General features: G+C 60.7%; 17 protein-coding genes and 3 pseudogenes. 4 read left to right on the top strand and 16 right to left on the bottom strand.

What is annotated here, in order from left to right; genetic code table 11:
- Positions 1–98: 98 nt before the first annotated feature.
- The 6 genes from HX807_RS27145 to HX807_RS27170 form a co-directional block, all read right to left on the bottom strand.
- Positions 99–752, bottom strand: coding sequence for an HAD family phosphatase (locus HX807_RS27145; protein ID WP_177051643.1), 654 nt, complete (start codon positions 750–752; stop codon positions 99–101).
- 29 nt (positions 753–781) lie between these two features.
- Positions 782–1,771 carry an ABC transporter ATP-binding protein gene (locus HX807_RS27150; RefSeq protein WP_003219745.1) on the bottom strand — a complete coding sequence of 330 codons (990 nt, stop codon included), beginning with the start codon at positions 1,769–1,771 and terminating at the stop codon, positions 782–784.
- Positions 1,768–2,568 carry an ABC transporter permease gene (locus tag HX807_RS27155; protein WP_102369616.1) on the bottom strand — a complete coding sequence of 267 codons (801 nt, stop codon included), beginning with the start codon at positions 2,566–2,568 and terminating at the stop codon, positions 1,768–1,770. Before HX807_RS27155 ends, HX807_RS27150 begins: the two co-directional genes overlap by 4 nt.
- Positions 2,555–3,400, bottom strand: coding sequence for an ABC transporter permease subunit (locus tag HX807_RS27160; protein WP_010166442.1), 846 nt, complete (start codon positions 3,398–3,400; stop codon positions 2,555–2,557). The genes HX807_RS27155 and HX807_RS27160 overlap by 14 nt, the downstream gene beginning before the upstream one ends.
- Complete coding sequence (locus HX807_RS27165; protein ID WP_177051645.1) at positions 3,397–4,203, bottom strand: alkaline phosphatase family protein; 807 nt, start codon at positions 4,201–4,203, stop codon at positions 3,397–3,399. The genes HX807_RS27160 and HX807_RS27165 overlap by 4 nt, the downstream gene beginning before the upstream one ends.
- A 187-nt stretch (positions 4,204–4,390) precedes the next feature.
- On the bottom strand, positions 4,391–5,458 hold the full coding sequence (locus HX807_RS27170) for an ABC transporter substrate-binding protein (protein ID WP_003219752.1): 1,068 nt from the start codon (positions 5,456–5,458) through the stop codon (positions 4,391–4,393).
- A gap of 351 nt (positions 5,459–5,809) precedes the next feature.
- On the opposite strand from HX807_RS27170, the gene HX807_RS27175 reads away from it, so the two are divergent.
- On the top strand, positions 5,810–6,523 hold the full coding sequence (locus HX807_RS27175) for a UTRA domain-containing protein (protein ID WP_010166446.1): 714 nt from the start codon (positions 5,810–5,812) through the stop codon (positions 6,521–6,523).
- 382 nt (positions 6,524–6,905) lie between these two features.
- On the opposite strand, the gene HX807_RS27180 is transcribed toward HX807_RS27175, so the two are convergent.
- The 3 genes from HX807_RS27180 to HX807_RS27190 all read right to left on the bottom strand — a co-directional run bounded on the left by HX807_RS27180 (position 6,906) and on the right by HX807_RS27190 (position 10,712).
- Positions 6,906–8,252 (bottom strand): amidohydrolase, encoded by a 1,347-nt coding sequence (locus HX807_RS27180; RefSeq protein ID WP_177051647.1) that lies wholly within the window; start codon positions 8,250–8,252, stop codon positions 6,906–6,908.
- Positions 8,253–8,303: 51 nt separating this feature from the next.
- Positions 8,304–10,463, bottom strand: coding sequence for a mechanosensitive ion channel family protein (locus HX807_RS27185; protein WP_177051649.1), 2,160 nt, complete (start codon positions 10,461–10,463; stop codon positions 8,304–8,306).
- Positions 10,464–10,535: 72 nt separating this feature from the next.
- Positions 10,536–10,712 carry a hypothetical protein gene (locus HX807_RS27190; protein ID WP_003219760.1) on the bottom strand — a complete coding sequence of 59 codons (177 nt, stop codon included), beginning with the start codon at positions 10,710–10,712 and terminating at the stop codon, positions 10,536–10,538.
- Between the two features lie 176 nt (positions 10,713–10,888).
- Here HX807_RS27190 and yegS point away from each other — a divergent pair.
- Positions 10,889–11,813: pseudogene (gene yegS / locus HX807_RS27195) on the top strand (lipid kinase YegS); the annotation flags it as partial.
- Here the strand turns inward: yegS and HX807_RS27200 are convergent.
- From HX807_RS27200 to HX807_RS27210, 3 genes are all read right to left on the bottom strand, one after another.
- Positions 11,775–12,434: a response regulator transcription factor gene (locus tag HX807_RS27200; protein ID WP_003219763.1), complete on the bottom strand. Its 660-nt coding sequence runs from the start codon at positions 12,432–12,434 to the stop codon at positions 11,775–11,777. The pseudogene yegS and the gene HX807_RS27200 overlap by 39 nt on opposite strands.
- Positions 12,431–13,324: a sensor histidine kinase gene (locus HX807_RS27205; RefSeq protein WP_003219766.1), complete on the bottom strand. Its 894-nt coding sequence runs from the start codon at positions 13,322–13,324 to the stop codon at positions 12,431–12,433. The genes HX807_RS27200 and HX807_RS27205 overlap by 4 nt, the downstream gene beginning before the upstream one ends.
- 319 nt (positions 13,325–13,643) lie before the next feature.
- Positions 13,644–14,087 carry a hypothetical protein gene (locus tag HX807_RS27210; RefSeq protein ID WP_003219767.1) on the bottom strand — a complete coding sequence of 148 codons (444 nt, stop codon included), beginning with the start codon at positions 14,085–14,087 and terminating at the stop codon, positions 13,644–13,646.
- Positions 14,088–14,636: 549 nt separating this feature from the next.
- Between HX807_RS27210 and HX807_RS27215 the strand changes: the two genes are divergently transcribed.
- Both HX807_RS27215 and HX807_RS27220 read left to right on the top strand, forming a co-directional pair.
- Entirely contained in the window at positions 14,637–15,572 is a 936-nt protein-coding gene (locus HX807_RS27215) for a chemotaxis protein CheV (RefSeq protein ID WP_008430676.1), read from the top strand.
- Positions 15,573–15,611: 39 nt separating this feature from the next.
- Positions 15,612–16,418 (top strand): MOSC domain-containing protein, encoded by an 807-nt coding sequence (locus tag HX807_RS27220; RefSeq protein ID WP_003219772.1) that lies wholly within the window; start codon positions 15,612–15,614, stop codon positions 16,416–16,418.
- A 64-nt stretch (positions 16,419–16,482) separates the two neighbouring features.
- On the opposite strand, the gene HX807_RS27225 is transcribed toward HX807_RS27220, so the two are convergent.
- From HX807_RS27225 to HX807_RS27235, 4 genes and pseudogenes are all read right to left on the bottom strand, one after another.
- Entirely contained in the window at positions 16,483–16,767 is a 285-nt protein-coding gene (locus HX807_RS27225) for a pyrimidine/purine nucleoside phosphorylase (RefSeq protein WP_003183665.1), read from the bottom strand.
- A gap of 47 nt (positions 16,768–16,814) precedes the next feature.
- Positions 16,815–17,357, bottom strand: a complete 543-nt coding sequence (locus HX807_RS27230) for an exonuclease domain-containing protein (RefSeq protein WP_003219774.1) — start codon at positions 17,355–17,357, stop codon at positions 16,815–16,817.
- 71 nt (positions 17,358–17,428) lie between these two features.
- Positions 17,429–17,791: pseudogene (locus tag HX807_RS32070) on the bottom strand (acetyl-CoA carboxylase biotin carboxyl carrier protein subunit); the annotation flags it as partial.
- Between the two features lie 54 nt (positions 17,792–17,845).
- A pseudogene (locus tag HX807_RS27235) lies at positions 17,846–19,357 on the bottom strand (acetyl/propionyl/methylcrotonyl-CoA carboxylase subunit alpha); the annotation flags it as partial.
- Positions 19,358–19,603 lie beyond the last annotated feature (246 nt).

The following is a 19,603-nucleotide window of genomic DNA, read 5'->3' on the forward strand; positions in this document are numbered from 1 at the left end:
TTTGGGGCTTTTCCAAAGTGAGTCGCTGTAAGAGCGAAACCATAGGCGGCCGTTACCTAAATAACGGATATGTACTCACCTCAAACCAGCGCAAAACGTCAGACCCAAAGATGAATCGGCCACCCAGCCTTCTCAGCATGCGCCCGCAAAACCGGATCCGGGTTCACCACCTGCGGATTCTCCACCTTCAGCAACAGTGGCAAATCATTGCGCGAATCCGAGTAGAAGTACGCTCCATCAAGGTGCTCGCCTTCCTGCTCCAGCCATTCCATCAGGCGGGTGATCTTGCCTTCGCGGTACGTCAGTACACCTGTGGTCTTGCCGCTGTACACCCCATGGGCGACGTCCAGCTCAATCCCCAATACTTCATCAATGCCGATACGCGCCGCAATCGGCTTGACCAGGTGCGTCCCCGACGCCGAGATCACCAAAATCCGGTCACCATTCTTGCGGTGCTGTGCAATGGTACGGGTGGCTTCGCTGTAGATCAGCGGCTCGATAACGTCTTCCACCCACGGCTCTACAAGGTGCTCGATCTCTTCCGGCGTGCGGCCAATCATCGGCTCCAGGCTGAAGTCCATGAAATCCTCCATGGCCAGCTCACCGCGGCTGTAGGCCGCCATCAGTTCGTCGTTCTTGCGCATGAACGACTCACCATCCACCCAGCCCAGGCGGCCCATCTGCTCGCTCCACAGGGTGGCGCAGTCGCCGTGGATCAGGGTGTCGTCCAGATCAAAAATTACCAATGCCATCTGTCACGCTCTCTCAAATAAATCGTGCGTCAGGCTACTTCACACAACGCACTTGGGTCGATGGAAAGTGCCAATCTCTGACCATCCGGGTGCAGATCGTCAGCCGAGCGGTTGAGCACGTCCACCACCAATTCCACGCCCCGGGCTTCGATGCGGTAGCGAATCACGTTGCCCAACAGGCTGTGGCTGCGCACCAACGCATCCAGCTCACCGCTGCGGCTGAGCTCGATGGCCTCCGGGCGAATGGCGATGCGCCCGGTGATCGGGCGCTGCAACAGTTTGCTGGCCTTGTCGGCGTCCAGCAGGTTGTAGTTGCCGATAAAGCCCGCGGCGAACACATCCACCGGCGCGGTGTAGAGGGTCTCGGCATCGCCGCTCTGCACGATCTTGCCCTGGTTCATCAGGAAGATCCGGTCGGACATGGTCAGGGCTTCTTCCTGATCATGGGTCACGAAGATGGTGGTCAGGCCCAGCTCGCGCTGGATCTGGCGAATCTGTTCGCGCAGGTGCTTGCGAATCCGTGCGTCGAGGGCCGACAGCGGTTCATCCAGCAGCAACAGACGCGGGCGCGTCACCAGCGAGCGGGCGAGGGCCACGCGCTGGCACTGGCCGCCGGACATCTGGTGCGGGTAGCGGCCGGCGAGTTCTTTCAGCTCCACCAGTTGCAACACTTCCTGCACGCGTTTGTGGCTGTCGTCGGCATTGACCTTCTGCATGCGCAGGCCGAAGGCGACGTTCTGTTCCACGGTCATGTTGGGGAACAGCGCGTAGCTCTGGAACACCATGCCGATATGCCGTTTCTGTGGGCTCAGCGGGACGATGTCCTGGCCATCCAGCAGGATTTTCCCGCTGTCCACCGAGGTCAGGCCGGCGATGCAGCGCAGCAGGGTCGACTTGCCGCAGCCCGACGGGCCAAGCAGGGTGACGAATTCGCCCTTGGCGATTTCGCAGTTGATGTCACTGAATACCGGCGTACCGGCGTAGCCTTTCTGCAGGTGTTGGACGCTGACGAAGCTCATTGGCTTTTGTCCTTGTTCAAGATGTTGGCGGCCCAGGTCAGCACCAGCACAAAGAAGAAATAGGAGATCACCAGGGCACTGGTGAAGTGGCCGCTGCTGTTACGCATATTGTTGAGGTACACCTGCAGGGTTTCGTAGCGGGTGCCCACCAGGATGTTGGCGAACACGAACTCGCCGAACAGGAACGAGAACGACAGCAGCAATGCCACCATCAAGCCCTTGCGCAGGTTGGGCAGCACCACCAGGAACGCCGCCTGGAAGGTGCTGGCACCGAGCAGTTGGGCGGCGTCCATCAAGTCCCGCAGGTTGATCGCTTGCAGGTTGTTGGTGATCGCCCGGTACATGAACGGCAGCGCCACGGTGAAATAGCAGCCGATCAGGATCCACGGCGTACCCACCATCGCAAACGGTCCCGAACCGTAGAGCTGCAACAGCCCCACCGACGACACCACCGGCGGCACCGCGAAGGGCAGCAGGATCAAAATGTTCATCAGCGCGTCGAGTTTCGGAAAGTGGTAATGCACCACAAACAGCAGCGGCAGGATCAGCACCACCGACAAGATCAGCGCGCCGACGCACACCAGCAGCGACTGGCCGAAGGCATTCAGGAAGCGCGGGTCACTCCACAGCTGGATATACCATTTGAAGGTAAAGCCGGATGGCAGGATGGTCGCCGACCAACTGCTGGCGATGGAGTAGACCAGGGTGCCGAGCAATGGCAGCACCAGGACAGCAAGCAACAGGTACACCACTACGCGGTGGTAGAGGGCGGCCGAGCCAGGTTCAGCGCGAGACATGGTAGCTCCTCTTGAGCAGCAGTTGATGGACCACGGTCACCACGGTCATCAGCGCTACCAGCACCACGGCCAGGGCACTGGCCATGTTCGGGTCCAGGGAAATATCGCCGGAGACCATCGCCGCGATGCGGATCGGCAGCACGTTGAAGTTGCCGGTGGTCAGCGCATAGACCGTGGCGTAGGCGCCGAGGGCGTTGGCCAGCAGGATCACGAAGGTGCCCAGCAGCGCCGGGGTCAGCACCGGCAAGCCGATATGCCGCCAGTATTGCCAGCCATCCGCGCCGAGCAACGAAGCGGACTCGCGCCAGTCTTCACGCAACGCGTCAAAGGCCGGGTAGAGCAGCAGCACGCCGAGGGGAATCTGGAAATAGGTATAAAGGATGATCAATCCGGTCTTGGAATACAGGTTGAAGTCCTGAATGATCCCGGCCTGCTTGAGCATGATGGTGATGCTGCCGTTGAACCCCAGCAGGATGATGAAGGCGAAGGCCAGGGGTACACCGGAGAAGTTGCTGGTCATGTTGGCGAAGGCGGTCACGAAATTGCGCAGCCGGCCATCCACCCGACGCAGCGAGTAACTGCCCAGCACGGCAATGACGATCCCGAACACACTGGAGTAGAAACTGATCTCCAGGCTGTACTGGATTGCCTGCAGGTAGAACTTCGAATTGGCGATCTTGCTGAAGTTGGCCAGGCCCCAGCCAAACTCTTCCGATTGCAGGCTGCTGACCAGCACCCAGAACAGCGGAGCGATCTCGAACACGATAAAAAACAGCGCGAAGGGCACCAGGCACAAGGCGGCCAGCCATTTGCCGCGGATCACTGAATTCACTTCAACAGCTCCCGGCATACAGGTTTGTCGTGGGGTACACCCAACAGCTCGCAGACGGTGCCGCACAGCTCGGTTTGTTTGGGCGTGGCGTGGGTGTCGAGGCTGAAAGCATCACCCAGCACAAACAGCGGCACTTCCCGTTCTTCCGGCAGCAGGCCGTTGTGGGAGCGGTCGTTGTTCATGCCGTGGTCGGCCGTCACCAGTACCTGGTAACCGGCGTCGAGCCAGCCTTGCAGGTAGTCGGCGAGGATGATGTCGGCCGAGCGCGCGCTGTTGCGGTATTGCGGGGTGTCGAGGCCGTGCTTGTGGCCGGAATCGTCGATGTTCATCGGGTGCACCACCAGGAAATTCGGCGCGTGTTTGAGGCGCAGGCTTTCGGCGTCGGCAAACAGGTGCGAGTCCGGGTAATGGTCATTCCAGTAGAAATGCCCGTGCTGGATCGCCAGGGCCGGGTCGCTGGTATGCCGATCCCGGGCGGCGATAAAGGGCGAGCGGTTATACAACTCGCTGACCCAGTGATACGCCGCCGCCGCCGTGGATAAACCGGCGTCGGTGGCGTAATGGAAAATGCTGCGCTGGTTGGACAGGCGCGAGACGTTGTTGTGGACGATGCCGCTCTCGATCGGCGGGACGCCGGTGAGGATGCATTCGTACAGTGGCCGGGACAGGGCCGGCAGTTCACATTCCAGTTTGTACAGTGCTGCGCGTCCTGCGCCGACATAGGCCTGCAAGTGCCCCATGGCGTGTCGGGCAACCTCGTAATTCAGGCCGTCGAGCACGACAAGGATGACGTTGTGCTTCATAGGGGCTGGGGCTCCGCAACAAATAGGCTTGACTCGGTTTTTCGGTTGGAACACCGATCAAATGTGGGAGCTGGCTTGCCTGCGATAGCGGTGTGTCAGTCGACAATGCTGCTGAATGTCATACCGCTGTCGCAGGCAAGCCAGGTCCCACACTGACCGCGTTCCACTTGAACAGGCGTGTTAAGCCTTATTGCATATTGATGATGACTTCTTCCTGCCACTTCTGCGGCAGTGCCTTGGAGGTCTTCTCCCAAGCGTCGGCGTCCTTGATCGGCGTGACTTTCTTGTACTGCTCGTTAGGCAGCAGCTTGGCCTGTACGTCGGCTGGCAAGGTCAGGTGCTCGGCACGGATCGGCCGCGCATTGCCACGCGCCAGGTTGGTCTGGCCGGCGTCGCTGAAGATGTATTCGCGGGTCAGCTTGGCGGCGTTCGGGTGCTTGGCGTATTTGTTGATGATGGTGGTGTAGCCGGAAATCACCGAGCCGTCCGATGGGATCAGCACCACGTAGTCATCCGGGTTGGCCATCTTGGCCTTGTAGCTCAGGCCGTTGAAGTCCCAGACCACGCCCACTTCCACTTCGCCTTTTTCCATGGTGGCGATGGTTGGGTTGGCCAGCGACAGGCGGCCTTGCTTGGCGATGTCGGCGAACATCAGCAGCGCCGGCTGAATGTTCTTCTCGTCGCCACCGTTGGCCAGTGCGGCGGCGAGTACGCCGTTGGCAGCCTGGGCGGCGGTGCTCACGTCACCGATGGAAACCTTGTATTTGCCGGTCTTCAGGTCAGCCCAGCTTTTCGGAGCTTCGGAGCCGTGCAACAGCTTTTTGTTGACGATAAAGGCGATGGTGCCGGTGTAGGCCAGGGCCCAGTTACCGTCCTTGTCTTTCGCCCAGTCCGGGACTTGTGCCCAGGTGGTCGGTTTGTACGGTTGGGTAACGCCCTGCTTCACCGCGATCGGGCCGAAGGCTGCACCCACGTCGCCGATGTCGGCGCTGGCGTTGTCTTTCTCTGCCGCAAACTTGGCGACTTCCTGGGCGGAGCTCATGTCGGTGTCGATGTGCTTGAGGCCGTAGGTCTTGGCCAGGTCGTCCCAGGTTCCTTTCCAGTTGGCCCAGTCATCGGGCATGCCGACGCTGTTGACGGCGCCTTCCGCTTTCGCGGCGGCTTCCAGGGTTTTTAGATCGGTATCAGCGGCCATGGCGGCGGTGCACATGGCAATGGTCGAGCCTAACAGTGATGCCAGGAAAAGCTGTTTCATCCGAAGCTCCTTTGGGCGTTTTCAACGCTGCGTTTTTATCGACGTTTGCGGTGGTGTTGGTCTAGGTCAGCAATACACGAGCCAATTTAGGCGTGGCGGATGACAGTTTCATGTCGATGTCGTTTTTTGTTGGCCTGGACGGGGGATCACCGGGTAAGCGTAGACCATGCCCAACCGCCCGGAAGCCTTGGACTTGGCCGATGTATTGCAGGTCTTGTGGCAGCACGTCGCGAGGCGCTGTCATCTGTCGGTCATGTGCAATGCCTAGGCTTGCACGCAACAGCAGAGGCGCGTTTAGCGGGCGTTTTGTGCACCTGAATAGTGCTGGTCTAGTCCAGATAGGTAACGTTGATGCGTGATGAGGCAACCAAAGCGGTGACAACCATTGGCCTGGCGCTGCAAGAGCAGATCGACCATGGCTTGTTGGCGCCTGCCAGTAAGCTGCCGGCCGAGCGCAAGCTCAGCGAGTTGTTTGGTACCACCCGGATTACGGTGCGGGAAGCCTTGTTACAACTTGAGGCACAAGGGCAGATTTATCGCGAGGAGCGGCGGGGGTGGTTTGTGTCGCCGCCCAGGCTTGCCTATAACCTGATGCAGCGCAGTCATTTTCACGCGATGGTGAGTGCCCAGGGTCGGGTGCCGTCGACCGAGGTGATTTCGGCGCGGTTGCAGCCGGCTTCGGCGGCGGTGTGTGCGTGGTTGCAGTTGCCGGCGTTGTCCAGTGTGATTCAGATTTGCCGGGGGCGCAGGATTGATGGGCGGTTGGTGTTGTATGTGGAGCACTATCTGAACCCGCAGTATTTTCCGGGGATTCTGGAGTGTGATTTGAATCAGTCGATTACGGAGTTGTATGCGCGGGTGTATGACTTGCACTACGGGCGGGTGCGGTTTGAGATTGTGCCGACGTCATTGCAGGTTGAGGCGGCGGCGGCGTTGAGGGTGTCGGTGGGGAGCCCGGGCTTGCGGATTGCTCGGGTTAATTATGATCAGCATGAGCGGTTGATTGATTGTGATCTGGAGTTTTGGCGGCATGATGCGATTCATGTGGGGGTGGATGTGGTTTGACGTTTTGCCTGTGTGTATCCGTTATCTAGGTCACGACGGCTTTTGGTTCCGCTCTCACAGCGGCTCACTTTTGAACAGCCGGAATGCCGGTCCAGCCCCAAGTAAGCACAGGGCTTTACCCCGATGACCTGAGTGTTAGAGCAAAAGCAGAGCCGCTTTATGTGGGAGCGGGCTTGCTCGCGAAAAACCTGAGGGCGCCGCGTTGAGTCAGGATACCCACGTCATCGTTAACGACCTTCGCGAGCAAGCCCGCTCCCACATTTGGATCGTGTCCGCCTTTGGGTTTGCTGTTGCTTCACCACACTTAAGCCCGAGCGAGGTGCAGAGTGGTGGGGCAAGAGCGGAACCCTAGGCGGCCGTTACCTGAATAACGGATATACCCTCAAACCCCCGCATTGGCATACAAATAATCCGTCGCCAACGAAGCCAACGTCCGAACCCCAACCACCAACGCCGACTCATCCACAAAGAACCCCGGATTATGATTCGGTGCCGCCTTGCTCATATCCTGATCCCTAGGCGTCACCCCCAGAAACACAAACAACCCCGGCGCTTCCTTGGCATAAAACGAGAAGTCTTCAGCCCCACCCACCAACGGGGCGTTGACCACATCCCCCTTCGCCGCCCAACGCAAACTCGGCAGCATCTTCTCGGTCAGCGCCGGGTTGTTGATGGTCGGATCGTACTTCTCAATGATCGTCACCTCAGCCTTGGCCCCACCACTCTCGGCGATTTTCTCGACGGTCTGCCGCACATCCGCATGCAGCTTCTGGCGAATGCCATAGTCGTATGAGCGAATGGTCCCACTCATGTCCACCGACTCGGGAATGATGTTGTACCGCGTCCCTCCGTTGATGGTGCCAATACTCACCACCGCCGGAAACGAAGAAATGTCGGTACGCCGACTGACCACCGTCTGCAGCCCCACAATGGCCTGCGCCCCCACGGTAATCGGATCGATCCCATCCCACGGCCGCCCCGCATGGGTCTGCTTGCCCAGGATCTTGATCCGCAGGTCATCCGAGCTCGCCAGGGTAGGCCCCGGCCGATACGCAATCTGCCCCGCAGGCACCCCGGCCCACACATGTAGCCCAAAAACGGCATCCGGCTTGGGCGATTTCATCACCCCTTCCTGCACCATCATCTTCGCGCCCCAAGTGTTTTTACCGTCGGGGATAAAGTCGCTCGGGCCTTCTTCAGCCGGCTGGAAATAAAACACCACGGTCCCAGGCAGACGATCGCGCATACCTGTAAGGATTTTCGCCGTGCTCAGCAGGATGGCGGTGTGGGCGTCGTGGCCGCAGGCGTGCATCACGTCGACTTCTTTATCGAGGTACACACCCTTGGCCTTCGAGGCGAAGGGCAGGCCGGAGACTTCCTTGACCGGCAGCGCATCCATGTCGGCGCGCAAGGCCACGGTCGGGCCGGGCAGGGCGCCCTTGAGGATGGCGACAACGCCCGTGCGCGCCACGCCAGTCTTGACCTCCAGCCCCATCTCCCGCAGCTGCTTGGCCACCAGCTCCGCGGTGCGATGTTCGGTGTTGCCCAGTTCAGGATGGGCATGGATGTCGCGCCGGGTTTCCAGCAAGGCCGGTTCCAGTACTTTGGCCTGGGCGGCGATGGTTTCGCGGGCACTGTCCTGGCCGCTGCTGGCGGCGATGACCGCGCTGCTGGCGACACCGCACAGCAGGCCGAATACCCATCGGTGTGTAAGACCGGTCAAACGCATAAGGACTCTCCATGATTATTGTTGTTGATCCTGACGTCGTCCGGGCAGCGCTTATTCTTTCTCTTGCACGCCTCCCGCCGCTGTCACTACTTGCACGCTCAAGCGTGGGGTGGCCAGGTCCAGCCCGGCTTCGTCGAGGTGACGCTTGAGCGACAGGTTGAACGCCCGCGAAACCTCCCACTGCTTGATCGGCGCGGTCTTGAAGCGGGCGCGAAGAATCGCACTGCCGGACTCGAAACTTTCTACACCCTGAATCTCCAGCGGCGACCAGATATTGCGCCGCTGCAACGGGTCGTTGCGCATCTTCTGCCCGACGTCGCGCATCAGCTTGATGGCGTCGTCGATTTCCATGTTGTAGGGAATCGCCACCCGGAAGATCGCGTAGCCGAACTCCCGGGAGTAGTTCTTGATGCTTTTGATTTCACTGAACGGGATCGTATGCACGATGCCGTCGATGTCCCGCAGGCGCACGGTACGGATGGTCAAGCCTTCGACCGTCCCCAGGTGGCCGCCGACATCCACGTAGTCATCAATTGCCAGGGAGTCTTCGATAATGATGAACAGGCCGGTGATCAAATCCGCCACCAGCGACTGTGCACCAAAACCGATGGCCAGGCCGATCACACCGGCACCCGCCAGCAGCGGCGTGACGTTCATGCCCATGTTCGCCAGGGCGACGATGGCGGCAATGATGAAGATGGTCACGAACAGCACGTTGCGAATCAACGGCATCATCGTTTGCGCACGCGCGTTGGCCAGGCCTTTGCGCGAGCGGGTGAGGGCGTGGTGGATCGCGGTGTCGCTGAGGATCCAGATCAGCCAGGCAAACAGCAATGTGCCGGCAAGGCCGAACAGCTTGACGCTGATTTCATGCCCGTCGCCTTCGGTAAAGCGGATCAGCGACAGGCCCCAGACCCGCAGGCCGAGTTCGATAAACACCAGCCACACCACCAGGTGGGCGAGGGTGTAGACGAAGCTTTTCAGGCGCTCGGAGTACAGCGCATGGCGCTTGTGCCCGCGCTGCGGCTTGAGTGAATGGCGGCGCACCAGGCCGTTGATCACCATGCACAGCACCAGCAACACCGTGCACAACAACGACTGGCGCAGGGCGGTGCTGGTGTCGCCGGCGGAGACGAAGGTGGCGAACAGCGAGATGCCCACCAGCAGCAACGCCGGCAGGTACCAGAAGGTGCCGACGATTTCGATAGTGTCACTCAGGGCGCGGCGGGTCAGGCGGCGGGACAGCGGCTGGTTGCGGATCAGGTGCGCAATCGGCCGGCGGAATCGCAGGATGAACACACCGGTGGACAGCGCGGCCATGACATTGGCGATGGTCGCGGCGACATGGGACAGGTGCTGGCCCAGGCTCTCGGCCAGGCGCGGGTCGCTGACGGCTTCGCCAAAGGCGGCAAAGCTGCCGATCAGCCACAACGGCCGGAAGGCCTGGTGGCGCAGGATGTACAACGCGCGGTGACGGTGCGGGCCGTCGAGTACGGAAAACGCGACCACGCAGATCGCCGAGAAGCAGGTGCCCACCACCAGCGCATAGGCCAGCACCATTGCCAGGGATTTGCCGAGGGACGAGGGCAGTGCGTAACTCATGTAGACGGTGATCACCAACGCGATCAGCCACGGGCCGAGCTTGCGCAGGGCAAAGCGCAGCAGGTCCCAGGTCTTGGGGTGTTGCGGGAGTTCTTCGGTCAGGCCGAAGCGCTCGCGCACCCGGTGGCTGAGCCAGATCAGGATCGCGGCCAGCAGGCTCCAGAGCATCAGGATCATGGCAAAGGCAAAGATGATCGGCAGCCATTCGCTGGCCGGCAGCATCAGTGCGGTGAGTTCATCCTTGGCCTGGTCAAACTCGTTGGACCAGCGATTGAGCGGGCTGTCGGCACCGGAGAATTGTTGCTCCAGGCTCGACAGCGTACCGCCGATCAAACCGAGCACACCCAGTTCGGCGGCGGGCTGGGCCTTTTGCGTGGTCTCACGAAGCTTTTTCAGGTCGTTCAGCAGCTTGGTGCGCTGCTGGTCGTTTTCCAGGGTCTTGATCACCTCGTCCAGGGACTGGCCCAACGGGACGTCGGCTTGCGGCTGGGTTTTGGTGTTGCTGCCCAGCAGCCCCGGCAGGCTCACGGCGTGGGCAGGCGCCATGGGCAGCAGGGTCAGCAGGCAGAAAAGCAGGCAACAGGGCAGGGCAAACAGACGGGCAAGCACGAGGCGGTCAACCTTAAAAACGACGAATTGACCGAGTGTACGAGGCCGTCATGTGCAATGCGAGTGAGATTGTCATTCGGCGAGTTTGGCGAGGATCTTGTAAACCACGGTGCCGAGGATCAGCAGCATGCCGATCCACATGCCGAACACACCGATGGGTTTGTCGCGGAAGTTGAAGCCGATGGCCAGGAGGATCATGCCGGTCAGGATGGGGATAAGCATGGAGTGGAAGGCGGACATGGTGATCATGGTGCGACGGCCTTGTCGGGTGGGAATAGGTATAAGTCTAGGTCGATTTCGCCAAGTGCGAGTTGATCCGTGTCAGAAACGCTACAAAACCCGGTTAATTTCTACATCCGATGGCTTTTTTTCGATTGGCCACGGTCAACATCCCTCAGGAACCTTAAACCCAGGAGCATTCATCCATGAGCACACCCAAGGCACTGTTGATTCTGCACGGCAAGCAAGCCCTCAACGAAGAGGTGCGGGCGGCAGTGCAGGGCAAGCGCGAGCAGGGCTGGGAGCTGGCCGTACGGGTGACGTGGGAGGGTGGCGATGCCCAGCGGTTTGTCGATCAGGCCCTTGCCGATGGCTACACGCGGCTGATCGCCGGCGGCGGTGACGGCACCCTGCGGGATGTGGCCGAGGCCATGGCCCGGGCCAAGACCGAGGCCAGCCTGGTGCTGATGCCCCTCGGTACCGCCAACGATTTTGCCCGCGCCGCCGGTGTGCCGCTGGAGCCCGAGCAGGCCCTGGACCTGCTGGATGTACCGGCCCGTGCCATCGACCTGGGCGAAGTAGGCGGGCAGATCTTCCTGAATATGGCCACCGGTGGTTTTGGCAGCCAGGTCACCGCCAACACCTCCGAAGACTTGAAGAAAGTCCTCGGTGGCGCGGCGTATCTGTTTACCGGCCTGTCACGCTTCAGCGAGTTGCGCGCGGCCTACGGTGAATTGCAGGGCCCTGACTTTCACTGGCGCGGCGAGCTGCTGGCCCTGGGCATCGGCAACGGGCGCCAGGCCGGTGGTGGCCACGTGCTGTGCCCCGGCGCCCTGGCCGATGATGGTTTGTTGGATATCAGCATCTTGCCGGCGCCGCAGGAAGTGGTCGGCACCCTGCGCAACCTGATGACGGACGGCTGGGGCCTGGACAATATGTTTGTGCGGGCGCGCTTGCCGTGGGTCGAAATCAAGGTCGCCGAAGGGCTGGCGATCAACCTCGACGGCGAACCACTCCAGGGTGACGACTTGCACTTCTCGGCCTTGCCCCAGGCACTGCGGGTGCATCTGCCGGAGGACTCACCGTTGCTGACTAATCGTCAAGGCTGATGATCTGTTCGCGCACTGCGAACAGCACCAGGCCCGCCACGTCGAAAATCTGCAGGCGCTTCATGATCTGCGAGCGGTGGGCTTCCACGGTCTTGATGCTCAGACCCAGGCCATTGGCGATTTCACGGGTGGACTTGCCGCGCACGATCAAGCGCAGGATTTCCAACTGGCGTGCCGTCAGGTTGTGGCTGTGGGGCGGCGGGTTGACCTGGGCCTGATTGCGGATCAGCGCCTGGTTGATCACCGTATGGGCGATTGCCGGGCTGAGGTAGCGTTCGTTGTTGCGCAACGCCAGCAGCGCGTGCTCCAGCTCATTGGCCGTGGTGTCCTTGAGCAGGTAGCCATGGGCGCCGGACTCCAGCGCGCACATGATCAGCTCCGGGTCGGTGTGCATCGACAGGATCAGCACCTTGCTCTTCGGGTAGGCGCGCTTGAGGTCTTTCAATGCATCGAGCCCGCCGGTGTGCTTCATCGACAGGTCAAGCAGCACGATGTCGGGTTGCAGCGCGTCAAACCGCTCCAGCAACTGCGCGCCGTCGCTCGCTTCACCGATCACCGCGTAGCCGGGAATATCCATGACCAGCGCACGCACGCCGGCCCTGATCAGGGAGTGGTCATCCACCAGGAGTAAGTTGCACGTCACTCTAGAACCTTATGGGGGTTGGCCCGTTCGAGGGCGCGGGGCGCCCAGGGGAAAAGCGCTTCGATCCTCGTCCCGGAGCCTGGCTGGCTATTGACCGACAATGTGCCTCCCAGTTGATCAATCCGCTCGGACATCCCGGCCATGCCCCGCTGGCCTTCCTGGGCGGGGTTGATGGCGGGCGAAAAGCCCTGGCCGTCATCGCTGATAAACAGTGACAGGCCTTCGGGCAGGCGTTGCAGGCGTACCAGCAGGTTACGTGCCTGGGCATGGCGCAGCATGTTGGTGACGGCTTCCTGGGTAATGCGAAAGGCGGCAACAGCCATCTCTTCCGGGATGCCGGTCAGCCGTTGATGGCATTCCAGGCTCCAGCTTACCCGGGTGTTTTCCAGGGTCTTGAGCAGATGCGCCCGCAGGCTCGCCTCAAGGCCCAGGCTCGCCAGTTGCCGGGGGTTGAGGATGGCCGACACGTCCTGCACCTTGGCCAGGGTTTCGTTGAGGGTGTTGCACAGCACCGCACAGTGGCCCTGCAGGTTTTCCGGAAGACGGCGCTTGAGCCATTCACTTTGCAGCTTGGCGGCGGTCAACAGTTGGCCGATATCGTCGTGCAGTTCGCGGCTGAGGCGATGACGTTCGTTTTCCTGGACCTGCAACAGGCGGTCGGCCAACTCCTGGGGCTGGAACTTGATGGACTTGCGTGAGCGCCACTGTTGCAAGCCCACCACCAGCAGGGTGGCCAGGTTCACTGACAACAGCGCCAGGGGAAGATCGGCCGAGTGTGCATAAGCCCACAGGCTGAGCAGGCACGCGCACAGGCATAGCGCGAGGGTTATCCAGCGTGCATTGCTTCGGGACACGGACCTTGCGATGAGTGACTTCAGGCTGGCGTACATAGGAGGCGCATTTCACGTTTATATGCATCATGAAGTTGAGTCACTTCGAGCGGGGCATGGTACCACCACTATTACCGTTGGTCGCCTGGCGCCGAGCGGGATGAGGCGTATTAATCACGGCAGCGTCCCGGAAGGTAGTCCCGGAGTTCAACGAGTGGGGAAGTTGTATCATTGAAGTTGTTTTGTATCAGTATTGTCGTTAGTGGCTTATTGATATTTTTCTGCTAACGACGTCGTGATGCATAAATAGTTGTGGTGTCGTTTTTAGATAATCAGGCAATTGAATGCGACATTTTTGTCGCTTAAATGCGAAGAAGCCTCAAATTGCGTAAGGCCTGTGTTGTTGCTTATAGCCGAAATCGCTTTGGGGGATGTGTTGGACAACGGTGGCGATCAACACGGTTTGTTCCGTTTCATCCAGGCCGAGCTTGCCGGTTTTTGTATCGATCAACTCCAGTTGCCAGGCCAGCAGGGTGAGGCAGTTGTGCAGTGCATCAAGTGCTTCGTCATGCAGTTGCAGGGGGCTGGCGGCGTTGCTGATCAGGTACTGGATATGCCGTGAGAACTCGCTGATCGCCCTCAGGGCCAGGGCTTCGGATTTTTCCGCGAGCTTGATCAGGTTGGTTTTCATGCAGTCGATCGCGTCACTGTCGTTGCGGATCAAATGCAGGTGGCTCAAGCATTCTTCAGACTTGGCCAGCAACATTTCCGCTTCGAGGAGGAACTCGGGAAGTGCAAGTTGCCACTCTTTGCCGTCGTTCATCACACAAGTCTCCAGAACATACGATCGGATGATGAGATGTTGCACCGGTTGAATGGCGTAAAACTACCGCTGAAATATGACGAATATCTGTAGGCCCGTTCCGACTTTTCAGTAGGAAATTTATTTGAATGACGGCCGTCGTCCGAGTACCCCACAATTTCCAGGGGCATTCGCACAACTTCTTTGGGTGCCAGTACATAAGTCACTGGATGATCCGTTGGCCGTGGGCTTGCGATAGCAAACAAAAGCCTGACTCCATTCATGCAATGAGAATGGCGTCACATTAATGGCTATTAGATATCGCGAATATCAGGTTGGTCCTGATTGTGGATAGGGGAATCCCTTACATAGCGGAACCTCGCGCAGACTTTGCGGTCACGCGGCGGTGGTGATGGGCCTTGCGTTGAAGCGGGTTCAGTAAAGCATGATGTCAGTGTGACATCAATGGATTTGCATGGCATTTTAGTGGGGGTCAAGGTCCGGCGTTTGCCGCCGATAACCTGCTTCAGTGACCAGCACTATCCATCCGCTAAACCCCAGGAGTCTTTAATGGCCGGCATTCTCGACACGGTAGATCAACGCACACAATTGGTGGGTGAGAATCGCCTGGAGATCCTCATGTTTCGCCTGGCCGGGCGGCAGCTGTTCGCGATCAACGTGTTCAAGGTGCAGGAAGTGCTGCAACTGCCCAAGTTGACCCTGATGCCCCAGCGCCACCCATTTGTCTGCGGCGTGGTCAACCTGCGTGGGCAGACGTTGCCGGTGATCGACCTGTCCCAGGCGATTGGCATGCGTCCGCTGATTCCGGGCCCCAACAGCACCATTATCGTCACCGAGTACAACCGCTCGGTGCAGGCGTTCCTGGTGGGCGGCGTCGACCGCATCGTCAACATGAACTGGGAGGCGATCCTGCCGCCGCCGGCAAGTGCCGGGCGCCAGCATTACCTGACGGCCATCAGCAAGGTCGATGACCAGTTGGTGGAAATCATCGACGTGGAAAAAGTCCTCGCCGAAATCGTGCCCTACAACGCCAAGGTTTCTCGCGAGAAACTTGAAGACCCGGTGCTGGAACGCGCCCGCGGCCGCGAAGTGCTGCTGGTGGACGACTCCAACGTCGCCCTCTCGCAACTGCGTGACACCCTCGGACAGTTGGGGGTGAAGATGCACATTGCCAGCGACGGCCTCAAGGCACTGAACATGCTCAAGGCCTGGGCCGACAGTGGCCAGGTGATGACCGACAAGCTGTTGATGATCTTCACCGACGCCGAAATGCCCGAGATGGACGGCTACCGCCTGACCACCGAGATTCGCAACGACCCGCGCCTGCGCAGCCTGTACGTGGTGCTGCATACGTCGTTGTCCGGCAGCTTCAACGACTCGATGGTGAAGAAGGTCGGTTGCGACAACTTCCTCTCCAAGTTCCAGCCCGACAAGTTGGTGGACGTGGTACGTCAGCGCCTGATGCTGGACGAAGTCCCGGCTTGAGCTTAGGGTGACGGCTTTGTCCCTCAGGAATGCAGGCCCATGCTTCGTCTCAGCGCGTTGTACCGATACCCCTTGAAGTCCGGCAAGGGTGAATCCTTGCAGCAGATCGGCCTGGACACACTCGGGCTCGACGGGGATCGACGCTGGATGTTGGTGGACGAGGCCAGCGGGCGTTTCCTGACCCAGCGCGCCGTGGCCAGGATGAGCCAGCTCTCGGCGCTGTGGAACAGCGCCGGTGGCCTGACCTTGAGCGCCGAGGGCCAACCTGCGCTTGACGTGCCACTACCCGGCAGCGATGCCGAGTTGCGCGGCGTGACCATCTGGCGTGACACCTTGCGCGTGCCGGATGCCGGTGACGAGGCGGGCGCCTGGCTCAGCGAATTCATCGGCAAACCCACGCGGCTGGTGCAAGTGCCGCTGTCCCGTGCACGCACGACCGAGGCCGGCTACGGCAAGGATGATGACAAGGTCGCGTTTGCCGATGGCTTTCCGTTGCTGCTGATCGGCCAGGCGTCCCTGGATGACCTGTCCCAGCGTATCGGTCGGCCCATGGAGATGCTGCGTTTTCGCCCCAACCTGGTGATCGAGGGCAGCGAAGCCTTTGCCGAAGACGGCTGGAAGCGGATACGGATTGGTGACGTGGAGTTTCGCGTGGTCAAGTCCTGCTCACGCTGCATCCTCACCACCATCGACCCGGCGAGTGGCGAGCGCAGTGCCGACCGCGAACCGCTGGCCACGCTCAAGACCTACCGCGAGCAAGAGGGCGATGTGATGTTCGGGCAGAACCTGGTCAACGATGGGGTGGGCCGCCTGGAAGTCGGCATGCCGGTGACGATCCTGGAGTAAGCAGCCCTGAAATGAAAAATGCCCGTCTCTCGCGAGACGGGCATTTTTTTTGGCTATCGAACGTTTAGCCGCGGTATTCGCACAGGTAGGCGGTGTCGACCGCCACCTTCAGCTGGAACTTGCTGTTGGCTGGCACGTTGAACTGGCTGCCGGCGGCGAAGGTTTCCCAGTCGGTGCTGTCTGGCAGCTTGACGGTCAGTGCGCCCGATACCACGTGCATGATTTCACGCTGGGCAGTGCCGAACTCGTATTCACCCGGGGCCATGACGCCGATGGTCGCCGGACCTTCTGCAGTGCCGAAAGCGATCGACTTGACGGTGCCGTCGAAGTACTCGTTGACTTTAAACATGGGCGAATCCTCGGAAAAGGGTCAAGAAAGGTCGGCCAGTATGCCTTCTACACGGGCAAAATCAACGGCAGCAGCCGTGCGGTATTGCGTGCATCTTCCAGCGCCCGATGCTGTTGGCCGTGGAACTGCATGCCGGCCAGTTGCAGCGCGCCGTTGAGCCCCAGCGGCTTGTCCAGGCGCCGGGCCTTGGCGAAGCGTTGCTTGAGGTTCACGTGGGGCGTCTGGCCCAGCACGCTGCTCAAGCCATGGCGCTGCCACTCCAGTTCCAGTTGCTGGCGATCGTAGTCACCCCAGCTTGCCCAGCCTTCCAGGCGTGCCTGGTGCTGGCCAAGCCAGCGTTCGAACAGCGGCCACACCTCGATCAACGGCGCGGCAGCGTCGATATTCGCCTGGGTGATGTGGGTCAACTGGCGGCAGAACGGCGTCAGCAGCGGCCTGCGCAATGGCCGCACGAAACGCTGGAAATGGTCCAGTTCACGGCCCTGGCGGTTGACCAGGCTCACACCGATTTCGATGATTTCCATCTCGGTCACGGGCCAGCCGCCTTCATCCGTTGTGGCTTCAAGATCAATAATCAGCCAATGAGGCATCGCAGGTTCCCGTACTCTTCCCGTCCTGATGGGGATAGAGCGTAGCCAAGCCTGCTAGTTCCGCCCAGGGCTTACTCGATCTCCAGCAAAATCTGACGGTTCCTGACCTGATCGCCTGCAACCGCCTGGATTCGCTTGACCACGCCACTCATGCCGGCCTTGAGGGGGTGCTCCATTTTCATCGCTTCCAGCACCAGCAACAGCTGGCCCTTGCTGACCGAATCGCCTTCGCTGACCCGTACTTCGACAATTGCCCCGTCCATCGGCGCCTTGACCGTGCCGTTGCTGGCCTCGGCCTGGCGGGTGGCGACGGTTTGGGTTCGATCATTGATGCACACGCCGGGCAACCAGAGCCGGGTGCCTTGCAGGTGGTAGGCAATGCGACGGCGAATGCCGTTGAGAACGGCGGTGGCCCAGCGTCCGTCGGTGGAGAGGTCGCGTATTTCGATGGCGTGCTGATCAATCTCGACGTGCAGGCAATTGTCCGCCAGCACACTGAGGCTGATGGCCCGGGGCTCGTCGTGTTCGGCCAATTGCCAGGTCCAGGGCACGCTGGCGTTGTTGCGCCAGCCGGATAATGGCTGGGTGTGAGCGCTGGCGCTGTGTTGGTAAAACAGCGCGGCGGCCAGGGCCAGCTCTTCGTTGGTCGCGTGGGGACGCGGGATGTCGCTGAAGTGTTCGGCAATAAAGCCGGTGCTGAAATCGCCGGCGATGAAGTGTGGATGCTTGAGCAGGCTGGCCAGCAGGCGCTGGTTGGTGGGCACGCCGAGCAGCACGCAGTCTTCCACGGCCCTGACCAGCTTGCGCCGGGCCTCTTCGCGGGTGGCGCCGTGGGCGATGATCTTGCCCAGCATCGAGTCGTAGAACGGGGTGATGCGCTGGCCTTCCAGCACGCCATGATCGATGCGCACACCTGGCGCCGGGTCCCAGCGCAGTACGTCGCCGGTTTGCGGGAGGAAGCCCTGGGCCGGGTCTTCGGCGTACAGGCGCACTTCCATGGCGTGGCCGGTGAGGGTCACTTGTTCCTGACTCAGGGGCAAAGGTTGGCCGGCGGCGATGTGCAGTTGCCAGGCGACGAGGTCGAGGCCGGTGATCAGTTCGGTGACCGGGTGTTCGACCTGCAGGCGGGTGTTCATTTCCAGGAAGTAGAAATTGCCGTCGCGGTCGAGCAGGAACTCCACCGTGCCGGCGCCGACGTAATTGACGGCGCGCGCGGCCTTGAGGGCGGCTTCGCCCATGGCTTGGCGCAGCTCGGGGGTCATGACGGGGCAGGGGGCTTCTTCGATGACTTTTTGATGGCGGCGCTGGACCGAGCAGTCGCGTTCGCCGAGGTAGATCAGGTTGCCGTGGGTGTCGCCGAACAGTTGGATTTCGACGTGGCGGGGGGCGATCAGGGCTTGTTCGAGGATGAGTTCGGCGCTGCCGAAGGCGTTTTGTGCTTCGGAGCGGGCGGTGCGCAGGTGTTCCAGCAGGGTGTCGGGGTTGTGTACCAGGCGCATGCCGCGGCCGCCGCCGCCGGCGCTGGCCTTGATCATCAGTGGGTAGCCGATGTGGGTGGCTTGTTGTTGCAGGGTTGGGTCGTCCTGGTCGGGGCCTTGGTAGCCCTTGATGCAGGGGACGCCGGCGTTGAGCATGGCGATTTTTGAGAGGCGTTTGCTGCCCATCAGGTCGATGGCTTCGGGGCTGGGGCCGATGAAAGTGAGGCCGGCGTTTGCGCAGGCTCGGGCAAAGTCGGGGTTTTCGGAGAGGAAGCCGTAGCCGGGGTGGATGGCGTCGGCGCCGGTGCGGTGGGCTGCGTTGAGGATGGCTTCGATGTTCAGGTAGGACTGGGTGACGGGGGCGGGGCCGATGTTGATGGCTTCGTCGGCCATCTGGACGTGCAGGGCGTCGGCGTCGGCTTCGCTGTAGATTGCTACGGTGCGGTAGCCCAGGGATTGGGCGGTGCGCTGGATGCGGCAGGCGATTTCGCCACGGTTGGCTATGAGGATTTTGTTGAACATGAGTGACCCCTTGGGTTGGCGTTTACCGTGTACATATCCATTCCTGCGGTAACGGCTGCTATTGGTTCCGCTCTTACAGCGGGTCACTTTTGAAAAGCGCAAAAGTAACCAAAACGCTCTGCCCCGCCTGTCGGCACCTCGCTAGGGCTCGGTGTTCCCTCACTCCGGCATTACTCCGCGGGCCGCCGCGACGGGCCATCCATGGCCCGGCCCGCATAAACCCGCGTCCTGCCGGTTTACCCGCTG

The organism is Pseudomonas sp. D8002, from assembly GCF_013385695.1.
Lineage (GTDB): Bacteria > Pseudomonadota > Gammaproteobacteria > Pseudomonadales > Pseudomonadaceae > Aquipseudomonas.

Bases quoted from the DNA above. Each gene is read 5' to 3' on its own strand.
- HX807_RS27145 (WP_177051643.1), bottom strand. From the start codon at position 752: ATGGCATTGGTAATTTTTGATCTGGACGACACCCTGATCCACGGCGAC.
- HX807_RS27150 (WP_003219745.1), bottom strand. From the start codon at position 1,771: ATGAGCTTCGTCAGCGTCCAACACCTGCAGAAAGGCTACGCCGGTACG.
- HX807_RS27155 (WP_102369616.1), bottom strand. From the start codon at position 2,568: ATGTCTCGCGCTGAACCTGGCTCGGCCGCCCTCTACCACCGCGTAGTG.
- HX807_RS27165 (WP_177051645.1), bottom strand. From the start codon at position 4,203: ATGAAGCACAACGTCATCCTTGTCGTGCTCGACGGCCTGAATTACGAG.
- HX807_RS27170 (WP_003219752.1), bottom strand. From the start codon at position 5,458: ATGAAACAGCTTTTCCTGGCATCACTGTTAGGCTCGACCATTGCCATG.
- HX807_RS27175 (WP_010166446.1), top strand. From the start codon at position 5,810: ATGCGTGATGAGGCAACCAAAGCGGTGACAACCATTGGCCTGGCGCTG.
- HX807_RS27180 (WP_177051647.1), bottom strand. From the start codon at position 8,252: ATGCGTTTGACCGGTCTTACACACCGATGGGTATTCGGCCTGCTGTGC.
- HX807_RS27190 (WP_003219760.1), bottom strand. From the start codon at position 10,712: ATGATCACCATGTCCGCCTTCCACTCCATGCTTATCCCCATCCTGACC.
- HX807_RS27205 (WP_003219766.1), bottom strand. From the start codon at position 13,324: ATGTACGCCAGCCTGAAGTCACTCATCGCAAGGTCCGTGTCCCGAAGC.
- HX807_RS27210 (WP_003219767.1), bottom strand. From the start codon at position 14,087: ATGAACGACGGCAAAGAGTGGCAACTTGCACTTCCCGAGTTCCTCCTC.
- HX807_RS27215 (WP_008430676.1), top strand. From the start codon at position 14,637: ATGGCCGGCATTCTCGACACGGTAGATCAACGCACACAATTGGTGGGT.
- HX807_RS27220 (WP_003219772.1), top strand. From the start codon at position 15,612: ATGCTTCGTCTCAGCGCGTTGTACCGATACCCCTTGAAGTCCGGCAAG.
- HX807_RS27225 (WP_003183665.1), bottom strand. From the start codon at position 16,767: ATGTTTAAAGTCAACGAGTACTTCGACGGCACCGTCAAGTCGATCGCT.
- HX807_RS27230 (WP_003219774.1), bottom strand. From the start codon at position 17,357: ATGCCTCATTGGCTGATTATTGATCTTGAAGCCACAACGGATGAAGGC.